Source organism: Maricaulis maris (assembly GCF_003634045.1).
Lineage (GTDB): Bacteria > Pseudomonadota > Alphaproteobacteria > Caulobacterales > Maricaulaceae > Maricaulis > Maricaulis maris.
On the sequence record NZ_RBIM01000005.1, the window covers coordinates 363,216 to 388,720 of the forward strand.

Consider the following 25,505-nt stretch of genomic DNA (forward strand, 5'->3'; position numbering starts at 1 on the left):
CCGGCTGCTTTGGCGGCTGTGTGCAACCTCTCGGAGTTTGTGTTTGATGGCGTCTTCGCCCCGCCCCGATACGGCGTCGCGAACAGCATCCCGGCTGCGACCCTGGTTGTGGCTCCTGGCGGTCGTCGGCTTGACCGTATTGGCGATGTGGACGTGGCAGATGCTGGCAGGGCCATCGACCGAGGGCGCCGCCGCGCTGACCGGTGATTATGCGGATCTCGCGCGGTCGCGGGGTCTGCAGGTGGAGCTTGATTATCTGGATGCCGAGGCGGATTGGCGCGCGCTCGCAGACCTGCCCGATCCGTCCGACGACATCGGCATGTCCTTCCCCTGGCTCGCGGGCCTGACCATGGTGATGGTGATCAAGTGGGTGGTGATCGGGCTGGCGGTCGGGGTCCTCGCCTACATTGTTTATCTCGCCATTCGTCACGGGGCCGGCTTGCGGGTCGCCACGCGCCAGGTTGCGGCGGTCGGTGACCATGACGGTCCGGGCAAGGGCGGCCTGCCGGCCGGGGAATTGCCGCTCTTGAGCCTTGAGGAGATCGCCAGGCTCGCCGATGCGGCCAAGGCGCTGGGCGCCTTGCAACGCCTGGTTCTGGTGGCCGCGGCCGAGGCCACCGGCTCCGTCCTCCGTCGCAGCGAGACGGCCCGGGAAGCACTGCGCCGCCTGCCACGCGACTGGGGTCATTACGACAAGGTGGCGCGCCTGGTGCAGATCGCCGAACAGGTCCGCTATGCCGGACGCCCGATCGAACAGGATGGCTTGGACGGACTCATCGCCGACGCCCGGCTGGTTCTCGGTGCCAGGGTGGCGGTGTCATGACGGGCGCCGGGGGGCAACGCAATGTCGTCAACTGGCTCGCCCTTGGCCTGCTCGCAGCGGTGACTGTCACGGCGGCCTGGATGCTCGCGCGTCAGGACCGTGCCCCGGCCTTGGAGCACAGCGCGCTTGGTTTTGATGGGCTGGCTGTCTGGTTGGCGCTAGATGGCATGGATACGCGTCGCTTTCTGGGGCGGGGACCGTTGTCCGGCGATGGTGTCGGACTGCGCATCCTGCCGCTCTATGATACCGATCTGGACACTGTCAGCGGCCGCAATTTCGAGCCTGAGGGCGCTTATCTCACCGACACCCAGCGCAACATGTTTCGCCATGTCGTCACGATGAAAGCGGATACATTGCCGACCCTGGTCGTTCTGCCGAAATGGCGCGACGGGGTCCGCCTGGTGGGCGTGACGCACCCGGAATTCCTGATTGCCCGGGAGCGCGGCGCGGCAGATCCGGTTGCATCGGAGGTTGATGCTGCCGATGCCGACACTGCGGATGCTGGTGCAGACGCCGCCGAAGCGGACACTGCGGCTTCTGACCCATCGCCCGACGAAGCGTCGCAAACCCGTTTTGGCCGGCCCGACACCGACGAAGACCGTCACTCGCAACCGGTGACCTACGTCGAGCCCGAATTGCTGGCGATTGGGGACACAGGCTGGGAAACCCTTGACGTGTCGGGCTTCGCCGACGGCATGGCGCGGCTCTACGCACCGCAATGGATGACCCTGCCGGAGGGCTGTGAGGCCCTGATCGGCGTGCCCGAGCGCGCTTTGCTTGGCCGCTGCGAGTTTGACGACCTGTCCTATTGGGTGCTGTCAGATCCCGACCTCCTGAACAATCACGGCCTCACCCAGGCCGGCAATGCGGATCTGGCGCGCCAGCTGGTGCGGCGTCTGGCCGATGGCGGTGACGTGCTGGTCGACTATTCCACCGCGGTTTTCCTCACTGCCACGCCGGATGAGCATCAGCGCAGCTGGGCCGATATGGCCCGCATGTTCGAGCCGCCCTTCACCTGGCTCTGGCTGGCCGGTGGCGGCCTGCTCGTCCTGCTCCTGTGGCGCGCCGGGCTGCGCGGCCGCCCGTTGATCGCCGTGTTTGAGCATGGCCATGGTGCCGCCCGCCAGGTGGCCCTGCGTGCCCAAGCCCGCCTGATGCGCAACGCCCAAGCCGATGGCGCCCTGATCCGCACCCTGGTCGCCAATCGCCGGCAAGCGCTCGCCGAGGCCTGGCTGGGCCGTGAACGCCGTACTGGCCACGCCTTCCAGCGCACCGTTGCGCTCCTGCGTCTGAAGGACCGGGAACTGGCGGCGCGCCTCACTGATATCTTTGACCGCGCAGACGCACTGCCCGACCGAATCCGCCAGGACGTGGCCATCGACGCGCTCGCCGATGTCGAACACGTCTACCAACAGGCCCTGGAGCTCGCATGACCCTGACCCTCGAACAATTTGCCGAGCGCGCCGAGACGCTGCGCGCCGAAATCCGCAAGGCCGTCCACGGCCAGGATCATGTGATCGACCAATTGCTGACCGCGGTCTTCGCCCGCGGCCATGTCCTGCTGGAAGGCCCGCCGGGAACGGCCAAGACCCTGCTCGCGCGCAGTTTTGCGTCGGCGCTCTCGCTTGATTTCGGACGGGTCCAGTTCACCCCGGACCTGATGCCGGGCGATGTCCTGGGCGCCAACCTGTTCGACTTCAGCTCGAACACATTCCGCCTGGTGCGTGGACCGGTCTTTACCGACATTCTGCTGGCCGACGAGATCAATCGTGCCCCGCCCAAGACCCAGGCGGCCCTGCTACAGGCGATGAATGAGCGCACGGTCACCATCGACGGTGTCGACCATCCCCTTGGCGGGCATTTCCATGTCATTGCCACCCAGAACCCGATCGAGCAGCAAGGCACCTATCCGTTGCCGGAAGCCCAGAATGACCGCTTCATGTTCAAGCTGGTCCTCGATTTTCCCGACCGTGAGGACGAGCTGGAAATCCTGCGACGCCACGCCTTGCAGCCGCTCGATTTCGACGCCCGTACGGCCGGGATCGAACGCGTGATTTCCGGCGAGGATGTCAACGCTGCCCATGCCCTGGTCGACGCGATCCGGCTGGATGAGAAAATCCTGGCCTATATCCTCGACCTCGTTCGTGCGACCCGCACCGATGGCGATGTCCGCGAGGGCGCGTCTACCCGCGCCGCCGACACACTCGCTGCCGCCGTGCGGGCGAGTGCCGCCCTGGCGGGCCGCGACTATGCCATTCCCGACGATGTCCAGGCGCTGATCCTGCCGACCTTGCGCCATCGCATCCAGCTCGGGCCGACGGCTGAAATCGAGGGGCGGACACCGGATGATGTGTTGAAGGCGATCCTGACGCGGATCGAGGTGCCGCGCTGATGCGACCAACACGGCGATTGCTGTGGGCGGCCCTGATCGCCCTCGGGCTGACCGGTCTGCTGCTGCCCTTTGCGGCCGGTGATGGTAGCCTGCTCGCCATGCCGTGGATCGCGCTGGGCTCGCTGATGGCGGTCGATCTGGCGGGCAGTGTCCATCGCCGCCGGCATCTGGAGCTGGAGGGGCCGGATGCGGTGTTCGCCGGTCAGACCGCTGTCTTCCGGCTGCATATTCTCCCGTCGGCACCGCCGGGAATGGTGGCGCATTTTGATTGGCCGGACGGCTTGTCCGGGCCTGCCAAGTTGAGTGCCGGGAGCGGTGAGCGTGTGCTCGACCTGCCGTTGGAAGGCCGGGTCCGCGGCGCCTGGCCACTCGGACATGTCTGGCTCAACTGGCCGTCCCGCTTTGGCTTTTTCGACTTTATTCCACGGAGCGAGCTGGGCCGGTCGGTGACCATCCTGCCGGATATCCGCCCGGTGACCCAGGGCCAGATCGATCTCGCCGTGCGCACCAGCATGCACGGGCAAAAGGAGTCTTTCGCCGAAGGTGAGGGGTCGGAATTCCACCAGCTGCGCGAATACGTGCCCGGCGACAGCCTGCGCCGCGTCGACTGGAAACGCTCGGCCCGGCAGCGCCGCATGTTGTCCAAGGAGACGCGCGCCGAACGCAATCACAACATCATCATCGCGCTCGACCATGGCTATCTCATGCGCGAGGTGATCGATGGCCTGCCCAAGATCGACCACGCCATCAATGCCGCGCTCGCGACCGCCTGGGCCGCGGCGGTCGGTGGCGACCGGGTCGGCCTCTATACATATCACGCGCGCCCGCACAGCTGGATGCCGCCGGAACCGGGTCGCCAGATATTCCCCAAACTGCGCCGGGCGCTCGCCGAGCTGAGCTATGAAAGCGCCGAGAGCAATCCGACCCTGGCGCTGGCGACCCTGCAGACCCGCCTGCGCCGTCGCAGCTTGGTGATCATCTTCTCCGACTTCGTCGACACCACCACGTCGGAACTCATGGTCGAGCATCTCGGTCGCCTGTCACGCGATCACCTGGTCATCTTCATTGCGCTGCGCGACCCGGCCACCGAGGACCAGGCACGCCAGCCGGTTGCATCGCTGGATATCGCCGCCGAGTCGGTCTCGGCCGCCGACATTCTTCGGGACCGCCGCATCGTCATCGAACGCCTTGGCCAGCTCGGTGTCATGGTGCTCGATGTCCGGCCCGACCAGCTGACCCCGAGACTGGTATCGACCTATCTCGATCTCAAGGCGCGAGAGGTCGCATGAGCGAGGTCCAACCGATCCGGTCAACCCGTTTCCGGGCCGAGCGCGAAGCCGATTGGCGGGCGCTTGAGGTCTTGATCAAACGGGTCGAAAGCCGGGGCAGCCACCGGCTCAGTTTCGACGAGTCGCGCGCGCTGGCCGAACTCTACCGCAAGGCGGCGACGTCATTGTCGGTGGCGCGCGATATCTCCCTCGACAAGAATCTGCTGATCTATCTGGAATCGCTGGTCGCACGAGCCTTCCTGTCGGTCTATGCGCCGCAGGACAGCCTGTCCGGCGTGGTCGGTCGCTTCTTCGGCGGTTCGGCATCGGCGGCGGTCCGGCGCTCGGGCGGGGTCATATTGATGGCCTTTCTCGCCCTCTTCTTGGGCAGCTGGGTCGCTGCCAGCCTGTTCGCGCAAGACCCGGCTTGGTTCTACACATTCGTGCCCGGCGAACTGGCTGGCGAACGCGGACCGGGTGCCAGCACCGAGACCTTGCGGGCCGGCCTGTTCTCCACTGAAGCCAATCTGATCGGCCAGCTGGGCGTGTTTGCCGCCTCGCTGTTCTCGCACAACACACGGGTGGCCCTCTTCTCCTTCGCGCTGGGGGTCTTTGCCTGTGTTCCGAGCTTGTTGCTGACCATCTATAACGGCCTCATCCTTGGCGCCTTCTGGGGGCTTTATGCGGATCGCGGCCTGGCGCTGGAATTGTTTGGCTGGCTCTCGATCCACGGCGTGACCGAATTGTCGGCCCTTGCCCTGGCGGCGGCCGGCGGCTTCCGGCTCGGCCTGGCGCTGTTGTTTCCCGGCAGCATGACCCGCAAGGACTCGCTGCGGATGGCATCCAAGGATGCCGTCAAGCTGGCCCTGATTGCCTCGCTGATGCTGTTGGTCGCCGGATTGCTGGAAGGCTTTGCCCGGCAATTGGTCACCGACACGACGTTACGGATCCTCATCGGCTGGGGGATTGGCGTCCTGTGGCTGGCCTGGTTTCTGCTGGCGCGCCGGAGGACGGGCTGATGGCGCACACGGAAACGCCGGCGCAGATCGCCCGCCGTCTCGAAAAGAGTCGCCGCTGGTTCGATCTCATTCCGCCGGAAGGGGTGCCGATCCGTTTCGAAGTGGCGGGTCTGGCAGGCCGTTTCGGGGCGCAATTGCTGGATATCCTGATCACGGTCGTGGTCATGATGGCGATCATCATCGTGCTGGCCTTCCTGCCCTTCGACATCGCGCCCGTTGTCAATTCGCTCGCCGCGATCCTGATGCTGATGATCCGGGCGCCCTATTACATCCTCACCGAATTGTTCTGGAATGGTCAGACCATCGGCAAGCGGGCCACCGGGCTGCGCGTTCTCGGCGCCGACGGGCGCGGCCTGACCACCCATGCGGTGGTCGCGCGTAATCTGATGAAGGAGGTCGAGATCTTCATGCCGGGCACCTTGCTGCTGGTCTCCGGCGGTCTGGGTCTGTTCTGGAACCTGGTCTTGTTGCTGTGGATCGTGGTTGTCCTGATCGTGCCACTGGCCAGCAAGAAGCGGCAGCGCCTGGGCGATCTGATCGCCAACACCTATGTCATGGTGCGGCCGAAATCGGTGCTCCTGCCCGACCTATCGACCTCAGTATCCCCAAATGTTTTCGACTTCACGCCGGCCCAGCTGGAACATTATGGGCGGTTCGAACTGCAGACGCTGGAAAGCCTGCTGCGCACCGAGGCCAAGACACGCGGCTCGGATGCGCGCCGTCGCGACAGCCTGATCCAGGTCGCGGCCCAGATCCGTCGCAAGATCGGTTATGAAGAACCGGTCCCGGATAGCCGGGTGGCGGAGTTCCTGCACGCTTTCTATACGGCGCAGCGGGCCTTCCTCGAACAGAAGCGCATTTTTGGTGATGTCCGCGACGACAAGCATCATCGTGACATGGACACAGGCTAGTCATTCAATCGTTTAAGACGCCACAAGGGGGGCAATATGACGGATACAAACCCAACACCGACCACGCAGGCAGAGCTTGGGATCGGCCGCATCCTTGGCGGCACATTCAAGCTCTATTTCAGCAATTTCCCGCTATTCTTCGGGGTGGTTTTCCTGCCCTACGCATTGTTCACCATGCTGGTGATTGATCCGGTCAACCGCAATTTCATGGCGAGTACGACCAATCCGTTGGATACGCTCGGGCAGAGTTTCATGGTTGCCGGCCTGTCGATGATCCTGATCATCTTTCTCCAGGCCATCATCGTGCGCATGTCGATTTCCCTGAATGGCGGGCAAGGCCCCCAGCTTGGTGCGGCCCTGCGCGGGGCGGTGACCGGCTTCCTGCCGATCATCATTCTCGGCATCGTAGCGGGTATCGCGACCGGGATCGGCTTCATCCTGCTGATCGTGCCGGGCCTTTATGTCCTGGCCCTGCTCTATGTCTATGTGCCGGCGATCGTGTTTGAAAAGGCTGGCTTTTCGGCGCTCGGTCGCAGCGAGGACCTGACCAAGGGTTATCGTTGGGCCATCGTCGGCGTCATCCTTGTGATCATGGTGCTGACATGGATCATTTCGGCCATCTACTCGGCGGTCATCTTCTCGACGGTCGTTGATCTGGGGGCCGTTGTCGATGGAAGCACCGATCCGGCCGCCATCGCGGCGGCGACTCCCTGGTGGTTGAATCTCGTGGCCTCGGCTGTCCAGGCCGTCACCTTGCCGATCACCCTGATCGCCTCCGGCCTGGTCTATGCGCGTCTGCGCGAGATCAAGGAAGGTGGCTCGACGAGCGACCTGCTGCGTGTCTTTGAGTAGGCCCGTATCGCAATCCCGATGACCTAAAGCATCGGCCCGCCGCCTGTCAGGGCGGCGGGCCTTTGTCCTCCAAGAGACCGAGCGCGCTGAAATCGGAGTCTATGTTAGGGGTAACATATCGCGTATAGAGAATGCCGAACGAGGGGTCACCGGGTGTGCAGCGGTGACGGGACAGACAGATCCAGGGGCAGGCGTGCCGCGAATGAGCCATGAACCGAGCTATCTCGTCGCCGATATCGGCGGCACGAATGCCCGTTTCGCCATTGCGCGCGGCAGTGTTTCGCGTGGCTTTGATCTCGACCAGGTCCGCCGCCTCAAGAATGAGGATTTCGAACATTTGCGCGATGCCGCCATGGCCTATCTGGAGAGCTGTGATGGCGAGCGCCCGGGTCGAGCCTGTTTCGCCGTTGCCTCGCCGATCCGCGCCGGCCGCGTTCAGCTGACCAATGCCACCTGGAGCTTCCGTCCCGACGAGCTGGGTGGTGAGCTGGGCATGGCCACCCTGATGGCGGTCAATGATTTCGAGGCCCAGGCCCGTGGCGCACCGCTGACCCCGACCGCCGACATCGTCCAGATCACCGATGGCCGCCCCATACCCGGCACGCCGATTGCCGTGCTGGGTCCGGGAACCGGGCTGGGCCTGGGATTGCTGGTGCCCGATGGCGATACTGTCAAAGTCGTGGCGACTGAAGGTGGGCATGCCGGCTTTGCGCCACGCACCGATCTCGAGATCGAGGTCGGTCGGCTGCTGGCGCGGGAATATGGTTTTGTCTCCTGGGAGCGCATCCTGTCGGGCCGCGGCCTGGTCAATATCCATCGCGCCCTGTGCCAGATCGATGGCGACAACTGGCCCGGCTACCGGCCTGAGGATATCACCGCCGAAGCCTTGGCCGACCCCGACTCGATGGGGGCCCGCGTGGTCGAGTTTTTCTGTGCAGCACTCGGCGGTTATGCCGGCGATGTCGCCGTTCTGACAGGGTCGCGGTCCGGGATTTATCTGGGCGGGGGCATCCTGCCGCGCATCCGCACCCTGCTGGAGGCTAGTGCCTTCACGTCGCGTTTCCTGGGCCGTGGCCCGATGACGCGCTATGTATCCGATATTCCGATCCGTCTCATCCAGTCCGACGGTGCCGCCCTGCGCGGTGCGGCAGCGCTGGCAGAACAGGGCCAATCCCACTCATGACCATCACGCTTGAAACCCTCGTCCGCGCCGCCAGTGTTATCCCGGTCCTCACCGTGGGGGATGTGGCCAAGGCCGCGCCGCTGGCCCGCGCCCTCAAGGCCGGGGGCTTGCGCGTCATCGAAATGACCATGCGCACGCCGGCCGCCCTCGACGTGCTGACCGCGATGAAGTCCGCCGAGCCGGACCTGATCATCGGCATGGGTACGATCCGCACGCCGGAACAGGTCGCCGACGCGATGGCGGCGGGCACCGACTTCCTGGTCTCGCCGGGCCTGTCGCCGGAACTGATCCCGGCCCTGTTGGGATCCGGCCTGCCGGTCCTGCCGGGCGTCGCCACGGCGGGCGAGGCCATGAGTGCCGTGGAAGCCGGTTTCGACGTGCTCAAATTCTTTCCGGCCGAACAGGCCGGCGGGCGGCCCTATCTCAAATCCATCGCCGGTCCTTTGCCCGATATCCGCTTCTGCCCCACCGGTTCGATCACCCGCGAAATGGCGCCGGACTATCTGGCCCTGCCCAATGTCGTCTGTGTCGGCGGATCCTGGATCGCCACCGGCGCCATGATCGAGGCCGGCGACTGGGACGCAATCACGGCCAATGCGGCGGCCGCAGCCGCGATGAAGGCCTGATATCCATCACCGGACGGCCCAAGAAAAAAGCGGCGACCCGATGGGCCGCCGCTTTTCTTTTGCCGTTTTGTGATCCGGCTATCCGGCTTTGACGCGCTTGTGCATCTCGTCGAAATAGTCGGTCACCTCCGGTCCCGGCTTGGCGGTGGCCTTGGAGACCACATAGAGCGTCACCAGGCAGGCGATGAAGCCCGGCACGATCTCGTACATCACACCGGAGAGCTGCAGGCCGTAGATCCAGACCAGCACGGTCACCGCGCCGGCGATCATGCCGGAGATGGCGCCCAGACGGGTCATGCCGCGCCAGAACAGGCTGACCAGGATGACCGGGCCGAAGGCAGCCCCGAAACCGGCCCAGGCGTTCGACACCAGGCCGAGGATATTGCTGTCCGGATTGAAGGCCAGTCCGATCGCCACCAGCGACACGGCCAGCACCGACAGCCGGCCGACCAGGACCAATTCCTTCTGGCTGGCGCCGCGTCGCAGGAAGATCTTGTAGAAGTCCTCGGTCAGCGAGCTCGATGAGACCAGAAGCTGGGACGAGATCGTACTCATGATCGCGGCCAGGATGGCGGCCAGCAGGAAGCCGGCAATATAGGGGTGGAAAATGACCTGGGAGAGCAGGATGAAGATGGTTTCCTGATCGCCGAGAACAACATCGCCATCGGCAAAGGCACCGTTGGTGTCGATGTTTTCCAGATCGCCCATCGTGGTTGTGGCATCGCCGGGCGCTTCGACGACGCGGGCCACATTCAACCCGTCGGCCGTCTGGATTCCCTGGCTCTTCACATAGGCGAGGCCGGCGGCGCCGGTCAGAACGGCGCCGACCACGGTGATCAGCATCCAGCTCATGCCGATACGCCGCATGACCTTGACGTCCTTGAGCGACTTCACGGCCATGAAACGCACAATGATGTGCGGCTGGCCGAAATAGCCCAGGCCCCAGGCCATGGTCGAGATGATGCCGACCACGGCGAGGGCAAGCCCTTCCTGCGGGATCATCGAGAGATAGGGTTTGTCCCAGCCGCCGACATCGACGCTGAGCGTGCTCAGCGCGTCGATCGTCGGGCCGAACCCGCCCAGCTGCATGATGGTCACCACCGGCACCAGGATGAGGGCGATGAACATGATCACGCCCTGCACGAAGTCGGTCAGGCTGACAGCCAGGAAGCCGCCGAACAGGGTGTAGGCGACCACCACACCGGCGGTCAGGAACAGGCCCATCCGATAGTCCAGCCCGAAGGAGGCGTCGAACAGCTTGCCGCCGGCAACCACGCCGGCCGAGGTGTAGATGGTGAAGAAGACCACGATGACGATGGCCGAGATCACGCGCAAAAGGCGCGAATTGTCGGCGAAGCGTTTTTCGAAATAGTCCGGAATGGTGATCGCGTCGTCCGCCACCTCGGTATAGACGCGCAGGCGCGGCGCCACGAGCTTGTAGTTGAAATAGGCGCCGATCATCAGGCCGATGGCGATCCAGCTTTCCGACAGGCCGGTCAGCAGGATGGCGCCGGGCAAGCCCATCAGCATCCAGCCGGACATGTCCGACGCGCCGGCCGACAGGGCGGCAACGGCGGGGTGCAACTGGCGTCCGCCCAGCATGTAGCCGGACACGTCATCGGTGGATTTGCGATAGGCATAAAAGCCGATCGCCATCATCAGGACGAAGTAGAGCGCCAGTGAGATAAGGGCTTCAATATCCATGGACTTGCCTTGGGTTCAGCGAAACGAAAGGTGGAAGATCAAGTGGTTCGGCGTTCGGCTCAAGGGTGCAGGCCGGGATCACCGCGACCGGCTTAGGGACGCGTCTGCCCCTCACCATGGACCAGGTATTTGAACGAGGTGAGCTGTTCCAGTCCGACCGGGCCGCGCGCATGCATCTTGCCGGTCGCAATGCCGATCTCGGCTCCCATGCCGAACTCGCCGCCGTCGGAGAATTGGGTCGAGGCATTGTGCATCACCACGGCGCTGTCGATCATCGCCAGGAAACAGGCCGCCGCGTCGGCGTTTTCGGTGATGATGGCATCGGTATGGGCCGAGGAATGGGTGGCAACATGATTGATGGCCGTCTCCAGCCCGTCGACGATCTTCACTGACAGGCAGGCGTCGAGATATTCGGTATACCAGTCGTCCTCGCTGGCCGGCTTGATGCGCGGATCGATCGTCATGGCGGCGTCGTCGCCGCGGAATTCGCAATTGCTCATGCGATCGACCAGGCGCGGCAGGAGATCGGCGGCCACGGCCTCGTCGATCACCAGGCTTTCCGTGGCGCCGCAAATACCGGTTCGGCGCAGCTTGGCGTTTTCGACAATGGCGACGGCCTTGTCGAGATCGGCCTCGGCATGGACATAGGTGTGGCAATTGCCGTCCAGGTGCAAAAGCGTTGGCACGCGCGCCTGATCACGGACCAGGGAAACAAGGCCCTTGCCGCCGCGCGGAATGACCAGGTCGACGAACTGGGTGCACTGGAGAAGATGTTTCACCGCGTCCCGGTTCGAGGTGTCGATCATCTGGATTGAGTCTTCCGGCAAGTCCGCTTCGCGCAGGCCTTCCTTCATGCAATCGACGATGATGCGGGTCGAGTTGAGGCTTTCCGAGCCGCCGCGCAGGATCACGGCATTGCCGGATTTCAGGCACAGGGCGCCGGCATCGGCGCCAACATTGGGACGGGACTCATAGATCATGCCGATCACACCGAGCGGCACGGCGACACGTTCGATGCGCAAGCCGTTGGGGCGGTCGATCTGGGCCAGGACCCGACCGACCGGGTCGGGCAGGGTGGCGATGGACTCCACGGCCTTGGCGACGCCTTCAATGCGCTCACCGTCCAGCATCAGCCGGTCGATGAAGGCATCCGGCTTGCCGGCCTGCTTGACGCTGTCAACATCGATGCGGTTGGCCTCGAGCAGGTCGTTGGCCCGCAGGCGCAGGGCTGCCGCCGCAGCGACCAGCGCTGCATTCTTGCGCTCCGTGGACGCCGTCGCGAGAACGCGGGCGGCGGCACGGGCCTGACGGCCGAGTTGTTCGATATAGGCTTGCATACGATCTGACATGGGTTCCTTGGGGTATGAGTGTTGTTGAGAAGTTGCCGTCCGGCAACTAGCGAAGTTCGACCGCCCGGTCATAGGCGGCCTGGACGGTTTCGGTCATGAGGGTCTCGAGTTGGCCGTCGCGACGCAGCGCATTGATGCCAGCCTCGGTCGTACCCTTCTTGCTCATCACCGAATTGCGCAACTCGGCGACGTCTTGGTCGGACCGGCTTGCCATCTCGATGGCGCCGCCCATGGTTTCCAGCACCAGGGCGCGGGCCGTCTCTTTCGAGAAGCCGAGGCTTTCGGCGGCGGCGATATAGCTGCGGGCGATTTCGAAGACATAGCCGGGGCCGCTGCCGGCAACAGCGGTCAGGCGGTCGAGTTCGTCCTCGCTGTCGAGCCAGACCGGGGTGCCGGTGGTGCGGGCGAGCTGGTCGCCGAGGTCGCGATGGCGGTCATCGCAGGCGGTGTTGGCGTAAAGACCGTTGACGCTGCGGCCGATCAGGGCCGGCAGATTGGGCATCAGGCGCAGGATGGGCTTGTCGCCCACCACACGCGCGATCGAGGCAACGGAAAACCCGGCGGCGATCGAGACAAGGCAGCCGCCCTCGGCCAGCAGTCCGGAATAGTCCGGCAGCACGTCGGGGATTTGTTGCGGTTTGACCGCGATGATGATGGCGTCGAAGCGCCGCCCTGCCAGGGCGTCGGCGCCGTCGACATGCTCCGTACCGGCGGGCAGGGCCCGGCCCGACCGATTCACCGTTGTGAACCGGGCCGGCATGGCATCTAGCCAGCGGCGCAGCATCGCGCCGCCCATTTTGCCGCAACCGATGAGGAGTATGTCCATGCGCCGTCTGCTCCATTTGCGTTTGCCCGCCGTCATGGCTGGGCCGTGCTCACATGAAAATGCCCGATCCGCCGGGGCGGGTCGAGCCTGTCTTGTGGCGGTATATAGCAAAAACAATTTCGAATTCAAATTATATATGTGAGTGCGTGTTCAGCCTGTGATGTCGGTGTGGTCGCATAAGAAATGACGCATGCTACGCTGGTGCCACGGCATGGCGGCGGGATTTAGTTGGGGCTTTGGGGTTGAAAAATTTCGAATGCTAAATATTTTGCGCTCAAGTTTTGCGCCGCAACAAAGGTCGGCGCGCCAAACAGGAGAACCGTGTGAGCCAGCGTAAACGCATCGTCGTCAAGATCGGGTCCAGTCTTCTGGCCAATGACAGCCGGCTGACCCTTCGCTATGCCTTCATGAACGAGTTGCTGGCCGATATCGCGCGCCTGCGCGATGAGGGGCATGATGTGGTACTGGCCTCGTCCGGCGCTGTCGCCCTCGGTCTCAACGCGATCAAGACCTCACCGGAAGATGCCGGCGTGCTCGACAAGCAGGCCGCCGCCGCGTGCGGACAGCCGCTGCTGCTCAACGCCTACAAGCAGGTCGCCCACGAACACGGTTTCGACATCGCCCAGATCCTGGTGACCCTGGAAGACCTCGAGGAGCGCCGTCGCTTCCTCAACACCAAGAACACGATCCAGCGCCTGTTCGAGCGTGATGTCATGCCGATCGTCAACGAGAATGACACGGTGACCACCGAGGAGATCCGGGTTGGCGATAATGACCGTCTGGCCGCCAAGGTGGCGCAGATGATCCAGGCCGACCATCTGATCATCCTGACCAGTATTGACGGCCTTTATGATCGCGACCCGTCCGACCCCGACGCGCAATTTGTCGAGACGATCGATGATGTCACCGAATATCTGGAAGTGACCTCGGGCACGAGTTCACTCGGTTCCGGCGGCATGCTGACCAAGATCCAGGCGGCCAATCTGGCCCAGAATGCCGGTTGCACCACGCTGATCGCCGAGGGCACGATCGACCGTCCGGTCTCAGCGGTGCTGTCCGGTGAGCGTCGTCACACCAAATGCGTTGCCAAGGGTACACCGGCCTCGTCCTGGGCTGTCTGGCTCACCAATCGCCTGCAGCGCGCCGGCAGCCTGGTGCTCAATGATGCCGCCGCTGAAGCGCTGGCGACCAGTCCAAGCGGCGTCAGCCATGAGGATATCGTCAAGATCCATGGCGCCTTCACCAAGGGCGATGTGCTGCACATCTATTCCGAGAGCGGCGAGGAAGTCGCGCGCGGCCTGACCAATTTCTCCTCCGACGAAACCATGATGCTGGCCCGCCATACCGATCAGGACGTCAAGGAACTGCTCGGCTATCACGCCCGCCCGGAGATCGTGAACCGCGACAATATGGTCATCCTCAACGCCCAGCACCTGCCCTGGGATGCGCCGACCAAGTCGCTGCGCCTGGTCGCGTCCTGATCTGATCTGCATCTGGCCGTACCGGAAGCTGGAATTTTGTGTGGCGGCGGTCCAGACTTGCCGTCATGCATGAAGTTTCAGCCGAGGGTGCCACCATGGACGGGGCAGACACGTCGCAAGGCGAAAAGAAGAAGCGTCGGGACTACAGCCCGGCCGAATTGGCCGCCGGTCTCGTCCATCTTCTCGATGTCGAGGAGATCGATGTCGATCTCTATCGCGGGCGTCGCAATCCCGGTGGCCAGGGCCGGGTTTTCGGTGGCCAGGTCATTGCCCAGGCGTTGAAGTCCGCCGTGGCGTCGGTCGATCCCGAGCGTCATATCCACTCGCTGCACGCCTATTTCATGCGGCCGGGGGATGAGGACTTCCCGATCATCTATCGCGTTGAGCGTGATTATGACGGCGGCAGTTTTTCCAATCGCCGCGTCATTGCCATGCAGCGCGGCAAGCCGATCCTCAACATGACGGCCTCCTTCCAGAAGCCGGAGGCGGGGTTGACCCACCAGTTCGATCTCGGTGATGTCGCGATGCCTGACGACTTGCCGACCGAGGTCGAGCTTTTGCGCAAGATGAAGGACCAGATCCCCGAGCCCTTCTACCGCTTCATGACGAGGCCGCGGCCGATCGAGATGCGTCCGGTCGATCCCTGGTCGCCAATCGACCCGCGCCCGCGCGAGCCCAGGCGCCAGATCTGGATCCGCGCCACCGACCTGGCCACGGACGACCAGGTCATGCACCGTGCCATCCTCGCCTTCGCCTCCGACATGGCGCTGTTGAGCACCTGCATGCAGCCGCACGGCGTCAGCTGGATGACCCGCAAGATGCAGTCAGCCAGCCTCGATCATGCGGTCTGGTTCCATGATGATGTCGATATGAGTGACTGGCTGCTCTACGACACCGATAGCCCCTGGTCCGGCGCCGCCCGCGGCTTCAATCGCGGCCAGCTCTTCACGCGTGAGGGCAGGCTTGTTGCTTCGACGGCGCAGGAAGGCCTGATCCGGCTGCGGGATTGACTGGAACGGGCGCAATGCTCACCGGGGCTTGTTGGAAATCACGGCTTCAAGGTTGTGGGCGTGCCGTAACAGGAATTGGCTGTCTTCGCAGATGTAGCCGAGCATGTTGTCGAGGCGCTGCATTTGGTGCCGTGGGCTTTTGTCGAAGATTGACCGGTAGTGCATCACGTCGTTCCTGAAGGCTCGAAGTGAATCGAGGCGTTGGTGGATGGATGCACGGGTTTCCTGCGCGGGCGCGTGAGGAAATGACATGGCAATACCGCCCGCCCACAATTGCTTGTCCATTTGAGCCGACATGAGGCCGGTCCAGAAGCCTAGTGTAAGTGCCGAAATGATATGCTCGGACGTTGTGTTGTGCCGGTGCTGACGGGTTTCCTTGCTGACGGCCTTGGTCAGTTCGGTGCGTTGATAGTTGTTGAGTGTGTTGCGGAATTTCGGGGAAGAGTGCCAGCTTGCGCCAAAGCGCTGTCGAAGGCGCTTGGCTATGGCGTTGCGAACCGCCACTTCGACGATTTGAATGGGGCTGTAGAAAGTGGCGCTGAGCTCCGAATTCCAGATGTAGAGCCTTATCGCGAGTGGCAGGTCGCCTTTGGCCGCGGCGAGGTATTTATGTAGCCGGGAGGCGGAGAGGCTCGCCTGAATCGCGGTTGCAGTGGGGCGTGTGCATGAGAAGTTGTGTTGCATATCAGGCCGGATTTTCGTATATATAAGGCCTGTGCTGAGGTCCTGATCACTGTCGGGAGGCAAATCTGCTTCAGACAAAGAATACGGGCGGGGCCTTCGGGCCGCCGCCCTTTCTATTTCACGCTACTTCAGGTTTGTGCGGATGAGCAACCCTTCTCGGGATTGCGCTCCCCATGGTCGGTATCCGGAGAACTCGGCGGCCGACCATGGGGAATTGTTCAGAGCACTTCAAACAGGCCCGCCGCGCCCATGCCGCCGCCGACGCACATGGTGACGACGACGTATTTGGCGCCGCGGCGCTTGCCCTCGATCAGGGCGTGGCCGACCATGCGGGCGCCGGACATGCCATAGGGGTGGCCGATCGAGATGGCGCCACCATTGACGTTCAGCTTGTCGGCCGGGATGCCGAGGCGGTCGGCGCAATACAGCACCTGCACGGCGAAGGCTTCATTGAGTTCCCACAGGCCGATATCGTCCGCCTTGAGGCCGAAGCGCTCGAGCAGTTTCGGCACAGCGAAGACCGGGCCGATGCCCATTTCGTCTGGCTCGGTGCCGGCGACGGCCATGCCCATATAGCGGCCGAGCGGGGCGAGGCCGCGCTTGGCGGCGAGTCCGGCTTCCATGACCACACAGGCCGAGGCGCCGTCGGACAATTGCGAGGCATTGCCGGCGGTGATGGTGCCGCCTTCAATCACGGTCTTGAGGCCCTGCAGGCCTTCCAGATTGGTGCCCGGACGATTGCCCTCGTCCTTTTCCAGGAACACCTCTTTCTGCGAGGTCTCGCCGGTCGCCTTGTCGACCACGATCATGGTCGATTTCATCGGCACGATCTCGTCGTCGAACTTGCCGGCCTCCTGGGCGGCGGCGGTGCGCTGCTGTGACTGCAGGCCGTACTCGTCCACGCGCTCGCGCGAAATGCCATAGCGGCTGGCGACCACTTCGGCGGTCTGCAGCATCGGCATGTAGATGTCCTTGTGCATGGCCAGGAGTTCCGGGTCCGGCTGTACGCGCATTTCCTTGGTCTGGACCATGGAGATCGACTCGACGCCGCCGGCGACGACGACGTCCATGCGGTCGACGATGACCTGTTTGGCCGCTGTGGCGATGGTCATCAGGCCGGACGAGCACTGGCGGTCCATCGACTGGCCGGCGACCGTGACCGGCAGGCCGGCGCGCAGGGCGGCGGTGCGGCCGATCGTGTGCTGCACGCCCTGCTGCAGGGCGGCGCCGATGATCACGTCCTGGACTTCAGCCGGATCGATTTTCGAGCGCTCGACGGCTGACGCGATGGCGTGGCCGCACAGGGTCGGCGACGGCGTGGCATTGAAGGCGCCGCGATAGGCCTTGCCGATCGGGGTGCGGGCGGTGGAGACGATGACGGCATCACGCATTGTGGGATCTCTTTCATTGCGGAAACGGAGCGTTCGGGGAGGGTATGACGACGGGATCTGGGCTCGCGACCTTATCAGCTTCGAAGACCCGGCTTGTTGGATCCCTTGCTTGCAGATTACTGTTTGCTTGCGCCCACTCTCTCCTCTGCGCCAACGGATTGTGATGAAGTTCTAGTCGCCTGCACTGGTGCAGGGCAAGAGAAAACCGGACCGGCTTCTCAAATTTGGTCAGTCGCACCGACTTTCACAATGTCAGACCTCGTAAAGCGCCTGTATTCTCTGACTCTTGTCGCTTTTCAAAAAACAAGTATGCTCATACCGTACGCATGAAAAAGTGAAGTGTCTCCTCTGCAGAATGAGACGGTCCTGACATCAAGTGCGGCATGGGGCAGACGTCGAAACGACGCGCCCGGAGGGAGGATGAATGACCGAAACTGCGACGCCCATTTCGGCGCCACCGATAAAGTACGCCACCAAGTTGCTGTATGGCGTGGGGTCGATGGCATACGGCGTCAAGGACGTCGCCTTTCGCGCCTATCTGCTGTGGTATTATAATTACGTGATTGGCGCTGACGCGGCGATGGTGTCGCTCGCCATCCTGGTCGCGCTCGTCTTCGACGCTATCTCCGATCCGATCGTCGGGCAGTTTTCCGACAGTTTGAGAACGAAGTGGGGCCGTCGGCACCCGCTCATGTACATGTCGGCAATTCCCGCGGCGGCGTCGTTTTTCTTTCTCTGGCATCCGCCCGAGGCGTTGGACGGTTGGGGCCTGTTTGCCTATCTCGCTGTCCTGTCTTCGGCAGTCCGGACCTGCATCACATTCTACGAAATCCCCAGCTCGGCGCTCGCGCCTGAACTGTCGAGTGACTATGACGACCGTACCTTGATCGCGAGCTATCGCTATTTCTTCGGCTATCTCGGTGGCTATGGGATGTCGATCCTGGCCCTCGCAGTCTTCCTGGCGCCAACGGCTGAATACCCGATCGGTCAGCTCAATCCGGTGGGATACTGGACGTTCGGACTTGTCGGATCGGTGTTGATGTTTGGCACGGTCATGATCTCGACCGCGGGGACCCATCACCGCATCAAATATCTCCGGAAGCTTCCGCCACCCCAGCGCCGGAATCCGCTGGAAACACTCATGCTGATGCGACGGACTTTCAGCAATAAGGCGTTTCTCGCAATTCTCGGATTTGGCCTTCTCAAATACACTGCGATCGGTATGGCGGCCGCTCTAAGTCTCTATTTCGGGACCCTGTTCTGGGGTTTCGACAATTTCGAGATGGCGATTATGTCCGCCGAGCCATTGATGGGGGCTGTCCTGGCGCTGGTCTTCGCACCGATCATCGCCAAGCGACTTGGCAAGCGGAATGCGGCGTTCTGGCTGGCGATTGCTGCCATCTTTCTGGGGACGTTGCCGTTCATCCTGAGGCTGAATGGCCTGTTCTATGCCGACGATGATCCGCGTGTTCTTCCTACCTTGTTCGGCATTCTCGCCTTGTACTCGGCGTGCGCAATTTCCTCGGCCATCCTGGTCCATGCCATGATCGGCGACGTGATCGATGCGAGCGCGCTCAAGACCGGGCGGCGGGCCGAGGGGCTGTTCTATGCGGCCAACAGCTTCATGCAGAAGTGCGTCACCGGCTTCGGCCTGATGGCGGCGGGCGTCCTGCTGACGATCGTTGATCTTCCCGAGCGAGCCCAACCGGGTGAGGTCGATCCGGCTTCGGTCGACCTGCTGGCGACGCTCTATATTCCCAGCATCGCCGTCCTTTATATCGCCGGCGCGCTCTTCCTCCATTTCTACCGGATTGATCGCGCCAGTCATGAGGCCAATCTCGCAGCGCTCAAGGCGCGTGATGATGCCAAGCGGCCGGCTCCATGAGCTGCCGAAACCGACAGGAGCTCGTATGAGCCTGCGTAATGCCGCCTGCATCGCCGGCGCCTTTGAACACCCGACCCGGTTGGCGCCAGACATGACCACGCCGCAGCTGCATGCGGAATGTGCGGCCGGGGCGTTGGCCGATGCCGGCCTCTCGCTGACGGATGTCGATGGCTATTTCTGCGCCACGGACGCGCCGGGTTTCGGGCCGATCTCGATGATCGATTATCTCGGCCTGACCGTCCGTCACACGGATTCAACCGAGATGGGTGGCTGTACCTATATCCAGCACGTCGCCCATGCGGCGCAGGCGATCGCCATGGGCAAGTGCTCGGTCGCGCTGATCACCCTTGCCGGACGGCCGCGCTCGGAAGCGGTGCAACGCTTCCGGCCCGGGGCGCCGGAGAGCGCGTTCGAGCAATGGGTCGGGCTGACCAATCACACCAGCTACGGCATGTGCGCCGCCCGCCACATGCATGAGTTCGGCACTACGTCGGAACAGCTGGCCTGGATCAAGGTCGCCGCCTCGCACCATGCCCAGCACAATCCGCACGCCATGCTGCCCAAAGTGGTCACGGTCGAGGAGGTGGTGAACAGCCCGATGATCGCTGATCCGCTGCACCGGCTCGATTGCTGCGTGACGACCGATGGTGGCGGCGCTCTCGTCGTGGTCTCACCGGAGATCGCGAAGACATTGAACCGGCCTGTGATCTCACTGTTGGGGGCCGGTGAGGCGACCAAGGGGCCGTCCGGCGGGCTCGGTCTTGACCTGACCGTCTCGGCCGCCGCGCAATCCGGTCCGCGTGCCTTTGCGGAGGCCGGCGTCACCCCGGCCGACATCAAATACGCCTCGATCTATGACAGCTTCACCATTACCGTGCTGATGCAGCTGGAAGATCTGGGCTTTTGCGCCAAGGGCGAGGGCGGCAAGTTCGTGGCCGACGGCAATCTCATCTCCGGCACCGGCAAGCTGCCCTTCAACACCGATGGCGGCGGGCTGTGCAACAATCATCCCATGTTCCGCGGCGGCATCACCAAGGTGATCGAGGCGGTGCGGCAATTGCGCGGCGAGGCGGCGCCCGCCGTCCAGGTGCCCAATTGTGATCTCGCTGTCGCCACCGGTATTGGCGGCTCGCTCGGCGCCCGGCACGGCGCGGCCACCATCATCCTGGAGCGTCAATCATGAGTGCGCGCAAGCGACCCGCCCCGCAGCCCAATCCCGAGACCCAAGCCTTCTGGGACGGGCTGGGTGAGGGCGTCCTGCGGATCAAGACCTGCGGCAATTGCCATGAGGGTCACTATTATCCGCGCCATATCTGCCCCCATTGCGGATCGGCCGACACCCGCTGGCTTGATACGGCCGGGACGGGCGAGATCTACAGCCTGTCGGTGATGCGGCGCGGCGAGGGGGCGCCCTTTGCGGTCGCCTATGTCACGCTCGATGAGGGGCCGTCCGTGCTGACCAATCTGGTCGCTGATGATCTTGATGCGCTCGCCATCGGTCAGCGTGTCCGGCTCGCCCCGCAGCCCGGCGATGCGGACGATATCGGGGATGGGCCCGCCTTGCCCGTCTTTGCCGCGATCGGCGATTGATCATGGCGACAAGAGGTCTCCGCCCGCCCGCCTTCGCCAACCGGTCCGTCCGCGAGCTGTATTGTGGCGGGTGACGGGACCGCAGAGGCGCGCGAGCAGGCCTATAGCGATTTCGTCGAAGGCAATCTGAAGCGAAACTATATCGCGCACTTCACCCACGGCATGCTCGGCATGACCGGCTTCCGGCTGATCTTCGCGCCAACCTTCGTGCCCGCCTATCTGCACATGCTGACCGGCTCGCCGATCTTTGTCGGTATCGGCCAGGCGCTGATCCAGCTCGGCGCCATTGCCTCGCCGGTCATGGGCGCCGCCCATATCGAGCATCGCCGCCTGGTCATGCCGGCAGCGATGACGATCGGCATACTGATGCGGGTGCAGTTGCTCGGGCTGGCGCTGGCCGGCTGGTTCCTGACCGGCCCGGTCCTGCTTGCGGCGACCTTCTTCTTCCTGCTCTTGTTCGGCTTCTTCCTGGGGTCCCAGCGTGTTGCCTTCCAGGTCGTGCTGTCGAAGGTGATCCCGATCCGCATGCGCGGGCGTCTGCAGGCCTGGCGCAATATCGCCGGCGGTGCGATCGCGGCCGGCCTGTCCTGGTGGGCCGGGGCGCATCTGATCGAAAACAATGCGTTCGGCAATGGTTATGCGACGACTTTCATGGTCGCCTTCGTGCTGACCAGTCTTGGTCTCGGCGCGCTCTGGCTTGTCATGCGGGAGCCGGAAAGCCCGACGGTCAAGGTCCGGATGGGGGTGATGGCGCGGGTGCGGGAATTCCCGCAGCTCCTCGTCAATCGCGATTACCGCAACTTCCTGATCGCCCAGATGATGGCGACGGCCGGCCGGATCGTCATTCCGTTCTGTATCATCTATGCGGGTCGAAAGATGGAGGTTGACGGGGCCGCGATCGGGCTGTTCTCGCTGGCCTTTCTCGGTGCCGACACCGTGACCAACCTGCTCTGGGGCACGCTGGGGGATCGTTATGGCTTCCGGCTGACCTTCATCCTCACCGTGGCGACCTGGATCGTGTCGCTCGTGGTGATGATCTTTGCCGAGCAGCCCTGGCAATTCCTGGTCGCCTTTTTCGGATTGGGGGCCGCAGCCTCCGGTTATATGATGAGCTCGACGACGCTGGTTCTCGAATTCGGCGAGCGGGACGATATCCCCATGCGTCTCGCCCTCTCGACCACGGTGGAAACCACAATGGCGTCGCTCGGCCCGGTGCTCGGCGGGCTGATCGCCAGCTTTTTCGGCTTGGTGCCGGTTTTCATCATCTCGCTCGTCAGCCTGGTGGCGGCCTTGGTCATTCTAGTTTCCGCAGTACGCGAACCGCGTCATCTTAAAGCGGGAGGTGATGCCGCAGTGCAGCGTTGAATTAGCCAATAATAACTCGCAATACGGCCTCTATCTCCTTGACTTGCTAAATTCCGATTGATCTAATCGAATGTGCGGTATGCAAAAAAATAAGGCAGCCGCACCAGTCTGGGAGGAGAATATGACTGTTAAAGGTCTCATGCGTGCGAGCAGCGCGCTGACAGCCCTTGCCATGGTGGCAGGCCTGTCGGCGACGTCATACGCGCAAGACGATGTGATCATCGTCACGGGTTCCGTCATTCGCGGAACCCCCGAGGACGCGGCCCTGCCGGTCGACGTCCTGTCCGCAGAAGAGCTGGCCCGCCTGGGCAACCCCTCGCCGGTCGAGCTGATCAAGGCGCTGCCGGTTTCAAGCGGGGTCATCGGGGACACCAACCAGTTCGATAGCCGGTCGCAAGCCACCGAAGGCATGGCCTCGGTCAATCTGCGTGGCCTCAGCCCGCAGCGCACGCTGGTGCTGTTGAACAATCGTCGCCTGGTTCCGGCGGGGACGGGGGTCCCGTTTGTCGATCTGAACCTGCTGCCGGCGGCGGCGATCGGACGGATCGAAATTCTCAAGGACGGCGCTGCGGCGATCTACGGATCGGATGCGATTGGTGGCGTGGTCAACTTCATCACCCGCTCGGGGCAGGAGGGTTTCCGCTTCGGTGGCGACTATTCCTTCATTTCCGACACGGATGGCGATTACACGCTGCAGGGCAGCTTCGGTCACCAGGGCGATAATTTCCGCTTGATGGTGGCGGCCGGATATCAGCACCGTTCAGAGTTGCTGGCGATGGATCGCGACTTTGCGGTGCAGGACTTTGAAGCCAACCCGGAAGGCGGTTGGACCGGTGGCGGCAATCCCGCAACCTTCCTGCCGCTGGGTGTCATTCCCGGTGTCGGGGTCGCTCCGATCGGCGGGCTTCGCGCCGACCCGGATTGCGCCGCACTCGGTGGCTTCGTGACGGCGGCCAATTGGTGCCGAACGCAATACACTGGCTTTGATGCCCTGGTCGAGGAAGAGGACCGCTACCAGCTCTGGGGCGAGATGGGGGTCGACCTTACCGACAATGTCGAGTGGGAAATCAGCCTGCTTTATGGACATGACGAGGTGCCGCGTTACCGGACCTCACCCATGTATCTTCTGACCCAGTCGCCATCGGTCAGTGTGGGCGGGTCGCCAAGCGGCTTCGTCGTGCCCGGAAACAATCCGGGTTTCATCCAGATGGTCACCGAAAACCCCGGGATCGTACCCGCCGGCACGGTTGCAGCCCTGTTTCCGACCCTGCTGTTCCGGCCATTGCTCGCGGGTGGCAATCCGGCCTTCGCCGGCAATCCCGATGATCTGGGGTCGGCGACGGGCCTGCGGGAGAATGAAAGCTTCCGCATCTCGACCGGCCTGAACGGCGAGCTGAACGACACGACCTCGTTCGACTTGAATGTCACCTATCATCGCTATGAGCGGTTCTATGATGGCTATGACAGCTTTGGCGACCGGGTCCAGCTGGCCCTGGGCGGCTTGGGTGGCCCGAATTGCAACCCGGCCACCGGAACGCCGGGCGTGGGCGGTTGCATGTGGTACAATCCATTCGGCAACCAGGCGCCGACCAATGCCGTTACGGGAGCCGAACGCCCCGGCGACGAGCCGAACCAGAACAGTGCCGAGCTGATCAACTGGTTCTTTGTTCGTGGCACGACCACTCTGGAAACCGAATTGTTCGTGGCCGAAGGCACATTGAGCGGTGAAACCGGATGGGAGTTGGCAGGGGGACCCGTTCTCTACGGCGTCGGTGGCCAGTATCGGCGTGAAACCTACTCGGCGGCCTATGGCGACAACAACAATATTGCCGTCAATCCGTGTCGCGACACGCCTGTCTCCGGCAATACGAGCTGTGACCCGCAAACCGGGGCATGGGCGTTTCTCGGATCCAACGCCGACAGCGACGCAGATGGTGATGTCTATGCCATTTTCGGCGAGCTCCAACTGCCCGTGACGGATGATTTCAATGTCCAGCTTGCGGCGCGTTTCGAGGATTATGGCGGGCAGACCGGTTCGACCTTCGACCCGAAAGTGACGGCGCGTTGGCAGATTTCCGACGGTTTCGCCTTGCGCGGTTCGGCCGGCACGACTTTCCGCGGGCCACCCGCCCAGCAGACGGTCAACTCCAACGTCACGTCGCTGCAGGTGATCGCATCGAGCTTCCGCCCGGTCGACGTGTTCGGCAATCCGGCTCTGGCGCCGGAATCGGCCACCAACTACTCGATCGGGGCCCTGTTCTCGACGGACAATTTCACGGCCAGCGTGGATTATTTCCGTTACGAGATCTCCGACACGATCACCACCGAGCCGCTCTCCGGCATGGTCGCCACGCTGTTCGCTGATCCGGCGAATTGTACTGACCCGGCCTTCGACGGTCTGCGCGAGCGTTTCCAGTTCAATGATGGTGGCGGTGTTGCCGGTGCCGGCACCTGTGCGGCAGCCAATATCGCGCGGGTGCGGACGGAAGTGGTCAATGGCGGAGATCTGACGAGTTCCGGTGTCGATTTCATCCTGAACTATGATTTCGGTGATGTGTTGGGCGGTTCGCTCAATGCCGGAATTACGGCGACCTACATGCTGGGCAATGAGCTTGGCGAGGAGATCGTGGAGGGTGTCGTCGTCCAGGACGGATTCGACGGCGTCGGCTTCATGAACTTCCAGACCACCGCTTATCCGGTGCCGGAATGGAAGGGCCGGGGGTTCTTCGAATATTCTGTCGGCAATATCGATACCCGACTGACTTTCACCTATGTCGACAGCTATCGCGACCAGCGCGCTGATCTCGGGACCGGGCCGTTTGCCCCGAACCCGTATATCACGGGCAATCCGGTGCTGATGCAGGGGGCAACGATCGACAGTCAGCTGACGACCGATTTCAACCTGCTCTACCACTTCGGTGAGGCAACGACCTTCTCGTTCACGGCCATCAACCTGACCGACGAAGATCCGAGCTTTGCCCGTCAGGACTATAACTACGACCCCTTCACCGGAAATCCGGTGGGGCGTGTCATCCGGCTCGGTTTCAACACCGAATTCTGATCCGGCGTTATCTGACAGGAAGAGGGCTCCGACCGGCGGTCGGGGCCCTTTTCATTTGCGTGCCTGCACGGCGCGCGCGGAGGGG

General features: G+C 63.2%; 21 protein-coding genes. 16 read left to right on the plus strand and 5 right to left on the minus strand.

From position 1 onward, the window contains the following. The first annotated feature begins 46 nt into the window (after positions 1-46). The 9 genes from C7435_RS12340 (at position 47) to eda (ending at position 9,074) form a co-directional block, all read left to right on the plus strand. On the plus strand, positions 47-823 hold the full coding sequence (locus C7435_RS12340; RefSeq protein WP_121211846.1) for a DUF4129 domain-containing protein: 777 nt from the start codon (positions 47-49) through the stop codon (positions 821-823). Continuing rightward, on the plus strand, positions 820-2,256 hold the full coding sequence (locus C7435_RS12345; RefSeq protein ID WP_121211848.1) for a hypothetical protein: 1,437 nt from the start codon (positions 820-822) through the stop codon (positions 2,254-2,256). The genes C7435_RS12340 and C7435_RS12345 overlap by 4 nt, the downstream gene beginning before the upstream one ends. Positions 2,257-2,258: 2 nt before the next feature. Further along, the gene (locus C7435_RS12350; RefSeq protein WP_369823734.1) at positions 2,259-3,215 is read left to right on the plus strand and encodes an AAA family ATPase; all 957 of its coding nucleotides are present in this window, start codon (positions 2,259-2,261) and stop codon (positions 3,213-3,215) included. Next, positions 3,215-4,504 carry a DUF58 domain-containing protein gene (locus C7435_RS12355; protein ID WP_121211850.1) on the plus strand — a complete coding sequence of 430 codons (1,290 nt, stop codon included), beginning with the start codon at positions 3,215-3,217 and terminating at the stop codon, positions 4,502-4,504. The genes C7435_RS12350 and C7435_RS12355 overlap by 1 nt, the downstream gene beginning before the upstream one ends. Next, entirely contained in the window at positions 4,501-5,502 is a 1,002-nt protein-coding gene (locus tag C7435_RS12360) for a stage II sporulation protein M (protein ID WP_121211852.1), read from the plus strand. The genes C7435_RS12355 and C7435_RS12360 overlap by 4 nt, the downstream gene beginning before the upstream one ends. Then, on the plus strand, positions 5,502-6,413 hold the full coding sequence (locus C7435_RS12365; protein ID WP_121211895.1) for an RDD family protein: 912 nt from the start codon (positions 5,502-5,504) through the stop codon (positions 6,411-6,413). The genes C7435_RS12360 and C7435_RS12365 overlap by 1 nt, the downstream gene beginning before the upstream one ends. A 36-nt stretch (positions 6,414-6,449) precedes the next feature. After that, positions 6,450-7,265, plus strand: coding sequence for a hypothetical protein (locus C7435_RS12370; protein ID WP_075191501.1), 816 nt, complete (start codon positions 6,450-6,452; stop codon positions 7,263-7,265). A gap of 202 nt (positions 7,266-7,467) precedes the next feature. Then, positions 7,468-8,448: a glucokinase gene (gene glk / locus C7435_RS12375; protein WP_121211854.1), complete on the plus strand. Its 981-nt coding sequence runs from the start codon at positions 7,468-7,470 to the stop codon at positions 8,446-8,448. Continuing rightward, positions 8,445-9,074 (plus strand): bifunctional 4-hydroxy-2-oxoglutarate aldolase/2-dehydro-3-deoxy-phosphogluconate aldolase, encoded by a 630-nt coding sequence (gene eda / locus C7435_RS12380; protein WP_121211856.1) that lies wholly within the window; start codon positions 8,445-8,447, stop codon positions 9,072-9,074. Before glk ends, eda begins: the two co-directional genes overlap by 4 nt. Positions 9,075-9,152: 78 nt before the next feature. Here the strand turns inward: eda and C7435_RS12385 are convergent, their stop codons facing one another. From C7435_RS12385 to C7435_RS12395, 3 genes are all read right to left on the minus strand, one after another. Next, positions 9,153-10,778, minus strand: a complete 1,626-nt coding sequence (locus C7435_RS12385) for a sodium:solute symporter family transporter (protein WP_075191498.1) — start codon at positions 10,776-10,778, stop codon at positions 9,153-9,155. A 92-nt stretch (positions 10,779-10,870) separates the two neighbouring features. Next, positions 10,871-12,127, minus strand: a complete 1,257-nt coding sequence (locus tag C7435_RS12390) for a glutamate-5-semialdehyde dehydrogenase (RefSeq protein WP_075191497.1) — start codon at positions 12,125-12,127, stop codon at positions 10,871-10,873. Between the two features lie 46 nt (positions 12,128-12,173). Further along, positions 12,174-12,953 carry a pyrroline-5-carboxylate reductase family protein gene (locus C7435_RS12395; RefSeq protein ID WP_075191496.1) on the minus strand — a complete coding sequence of 260 codons (780 nt, stop codon included), beginning with the start codon at positions 12,951-12,953 and terminating at the stop codon, positions 12,174-12,176. Between the two features lie 323 nt (positions 12,954-13,276). On the opposite strand from C7435_RS12395, the gene proB reads away from it, so the two are divergent. Continuing rightward, complete coding sequence (gene proB, locus C7435_RS12400; RefSeq protein ID WP_075191600.1) at positions 13,277-14,434, plus strand: glutamate 5-kinase; 1,158 nt, start codon at positions 13,277-13,279, stop codon at positions 14,432-14,434. A 95-nt stretch (positions 14,435-14,529) separates the two neighbouring features. Then, positions 14,530-15,444, plus strand: a complete 915-nt coding sequence (locus C7435_RS12405; protein WP_121211897.1) for an acyl-CoA thioesterase — start codon at positions 14,530-14,532, stop codon at positions 15,442-15,444. Positions 15,445-15,462: 18 nt separating this feature from the next. Here C7435_RS12405 and C7435_RS12410 read toward each other — a convergent pair whose 3' ends face one another. Both C7435_RS12410 and C7435_RS12415 read right to left on the minus strand, forming a co-directional pair. Further along, a complete protein-coding gene (locus tag C7435_RS12410) occupies positions 15,463-16,128 on the minus strand; it encodes an Abi family protein (RefSeq protein WP_121211858.1) in 666 nt (221 codons plus the stop codon). Positions 16,129-16,346: 218 nt separating this feature from the next. Next, positions 16,347-17,519, minus strand: coding sequence for an acetyl-CoA C-acyltransferase (locus C7435_RS12415; protein WP_121211860.1), 1,173 nt, complete (start codon positions 17,517-17,519; stop codon positions 16,347-16,349). Positions 17,520-17,943: 424 nt separating this feature from the next. On the opposite strand from C7435_RS12415, the gene C7435_RS12420 reads away from it, so the two are divergent. From C7435_RS12420 to C7435_RS12440, 5 genes are all read left to right on the plus strand, one after another. Beyond that, a complete protein-coding gene (locus tag C7435_RS12420; protein ID WP_075191494.1) occupies positions 17,944-19,404 on the plus strand; it encodes an MFS transporter in 1,461 nt (486 codons plus the stop codon). A gap of 25 nt (positions 19,405-19,429) precedes the next feature. Then, a complete protein-coding gene (locus C7435_RS12425; RefSeq protein ID WP_121211862.1) occupies positions 19,430-20,587 on the plus strand; it encodes a thiolase family protein in 1,158 nt (385 codons plus the stop codon). Next, positions 20,584-20,994, plus strand: a complete 411-nt coding sequence (locus C7435_RS12430) for a Zn-ribbon domain-containing OB-fold protein (protein ID WP_121211863.1) — start codon at positions 20,584-20,586, stop codon at positions 20,992-20,994. The genes C7435_RS12425 and C7435_RS12430 overlap by 4 nt, the downstream gene beginning before the upstream one ends. A 63-nt stretch (positions 20,995-21,057) precedes the next feature. Then, the gene (locus C7435_RS12435) at positions 21,058-22,359 is read left to right on the plus strand and encodes an MFS transporter (RefSeq protein ID WP_121211865.1); all 1,302 of its coding nucleotides are present in this window, start codon (positions 21,058-21,060) and stop codon (positions 22,357-22,359) included. Between the two features lie 121 nt (positions 22,360-22,480). Further along, entirely contained in the window at positions 22,481-25,420 is a 2,940-nt protein-coding gene (locus C7435_RS12440) for a TonB-dependent receptor plug domain-containing protein (RefSeq protein ID WP_170150463.1), read from the plus strand. The last annotated feature ends 85 nt before the right edge of the window (positions 25,421-25,505 follow it).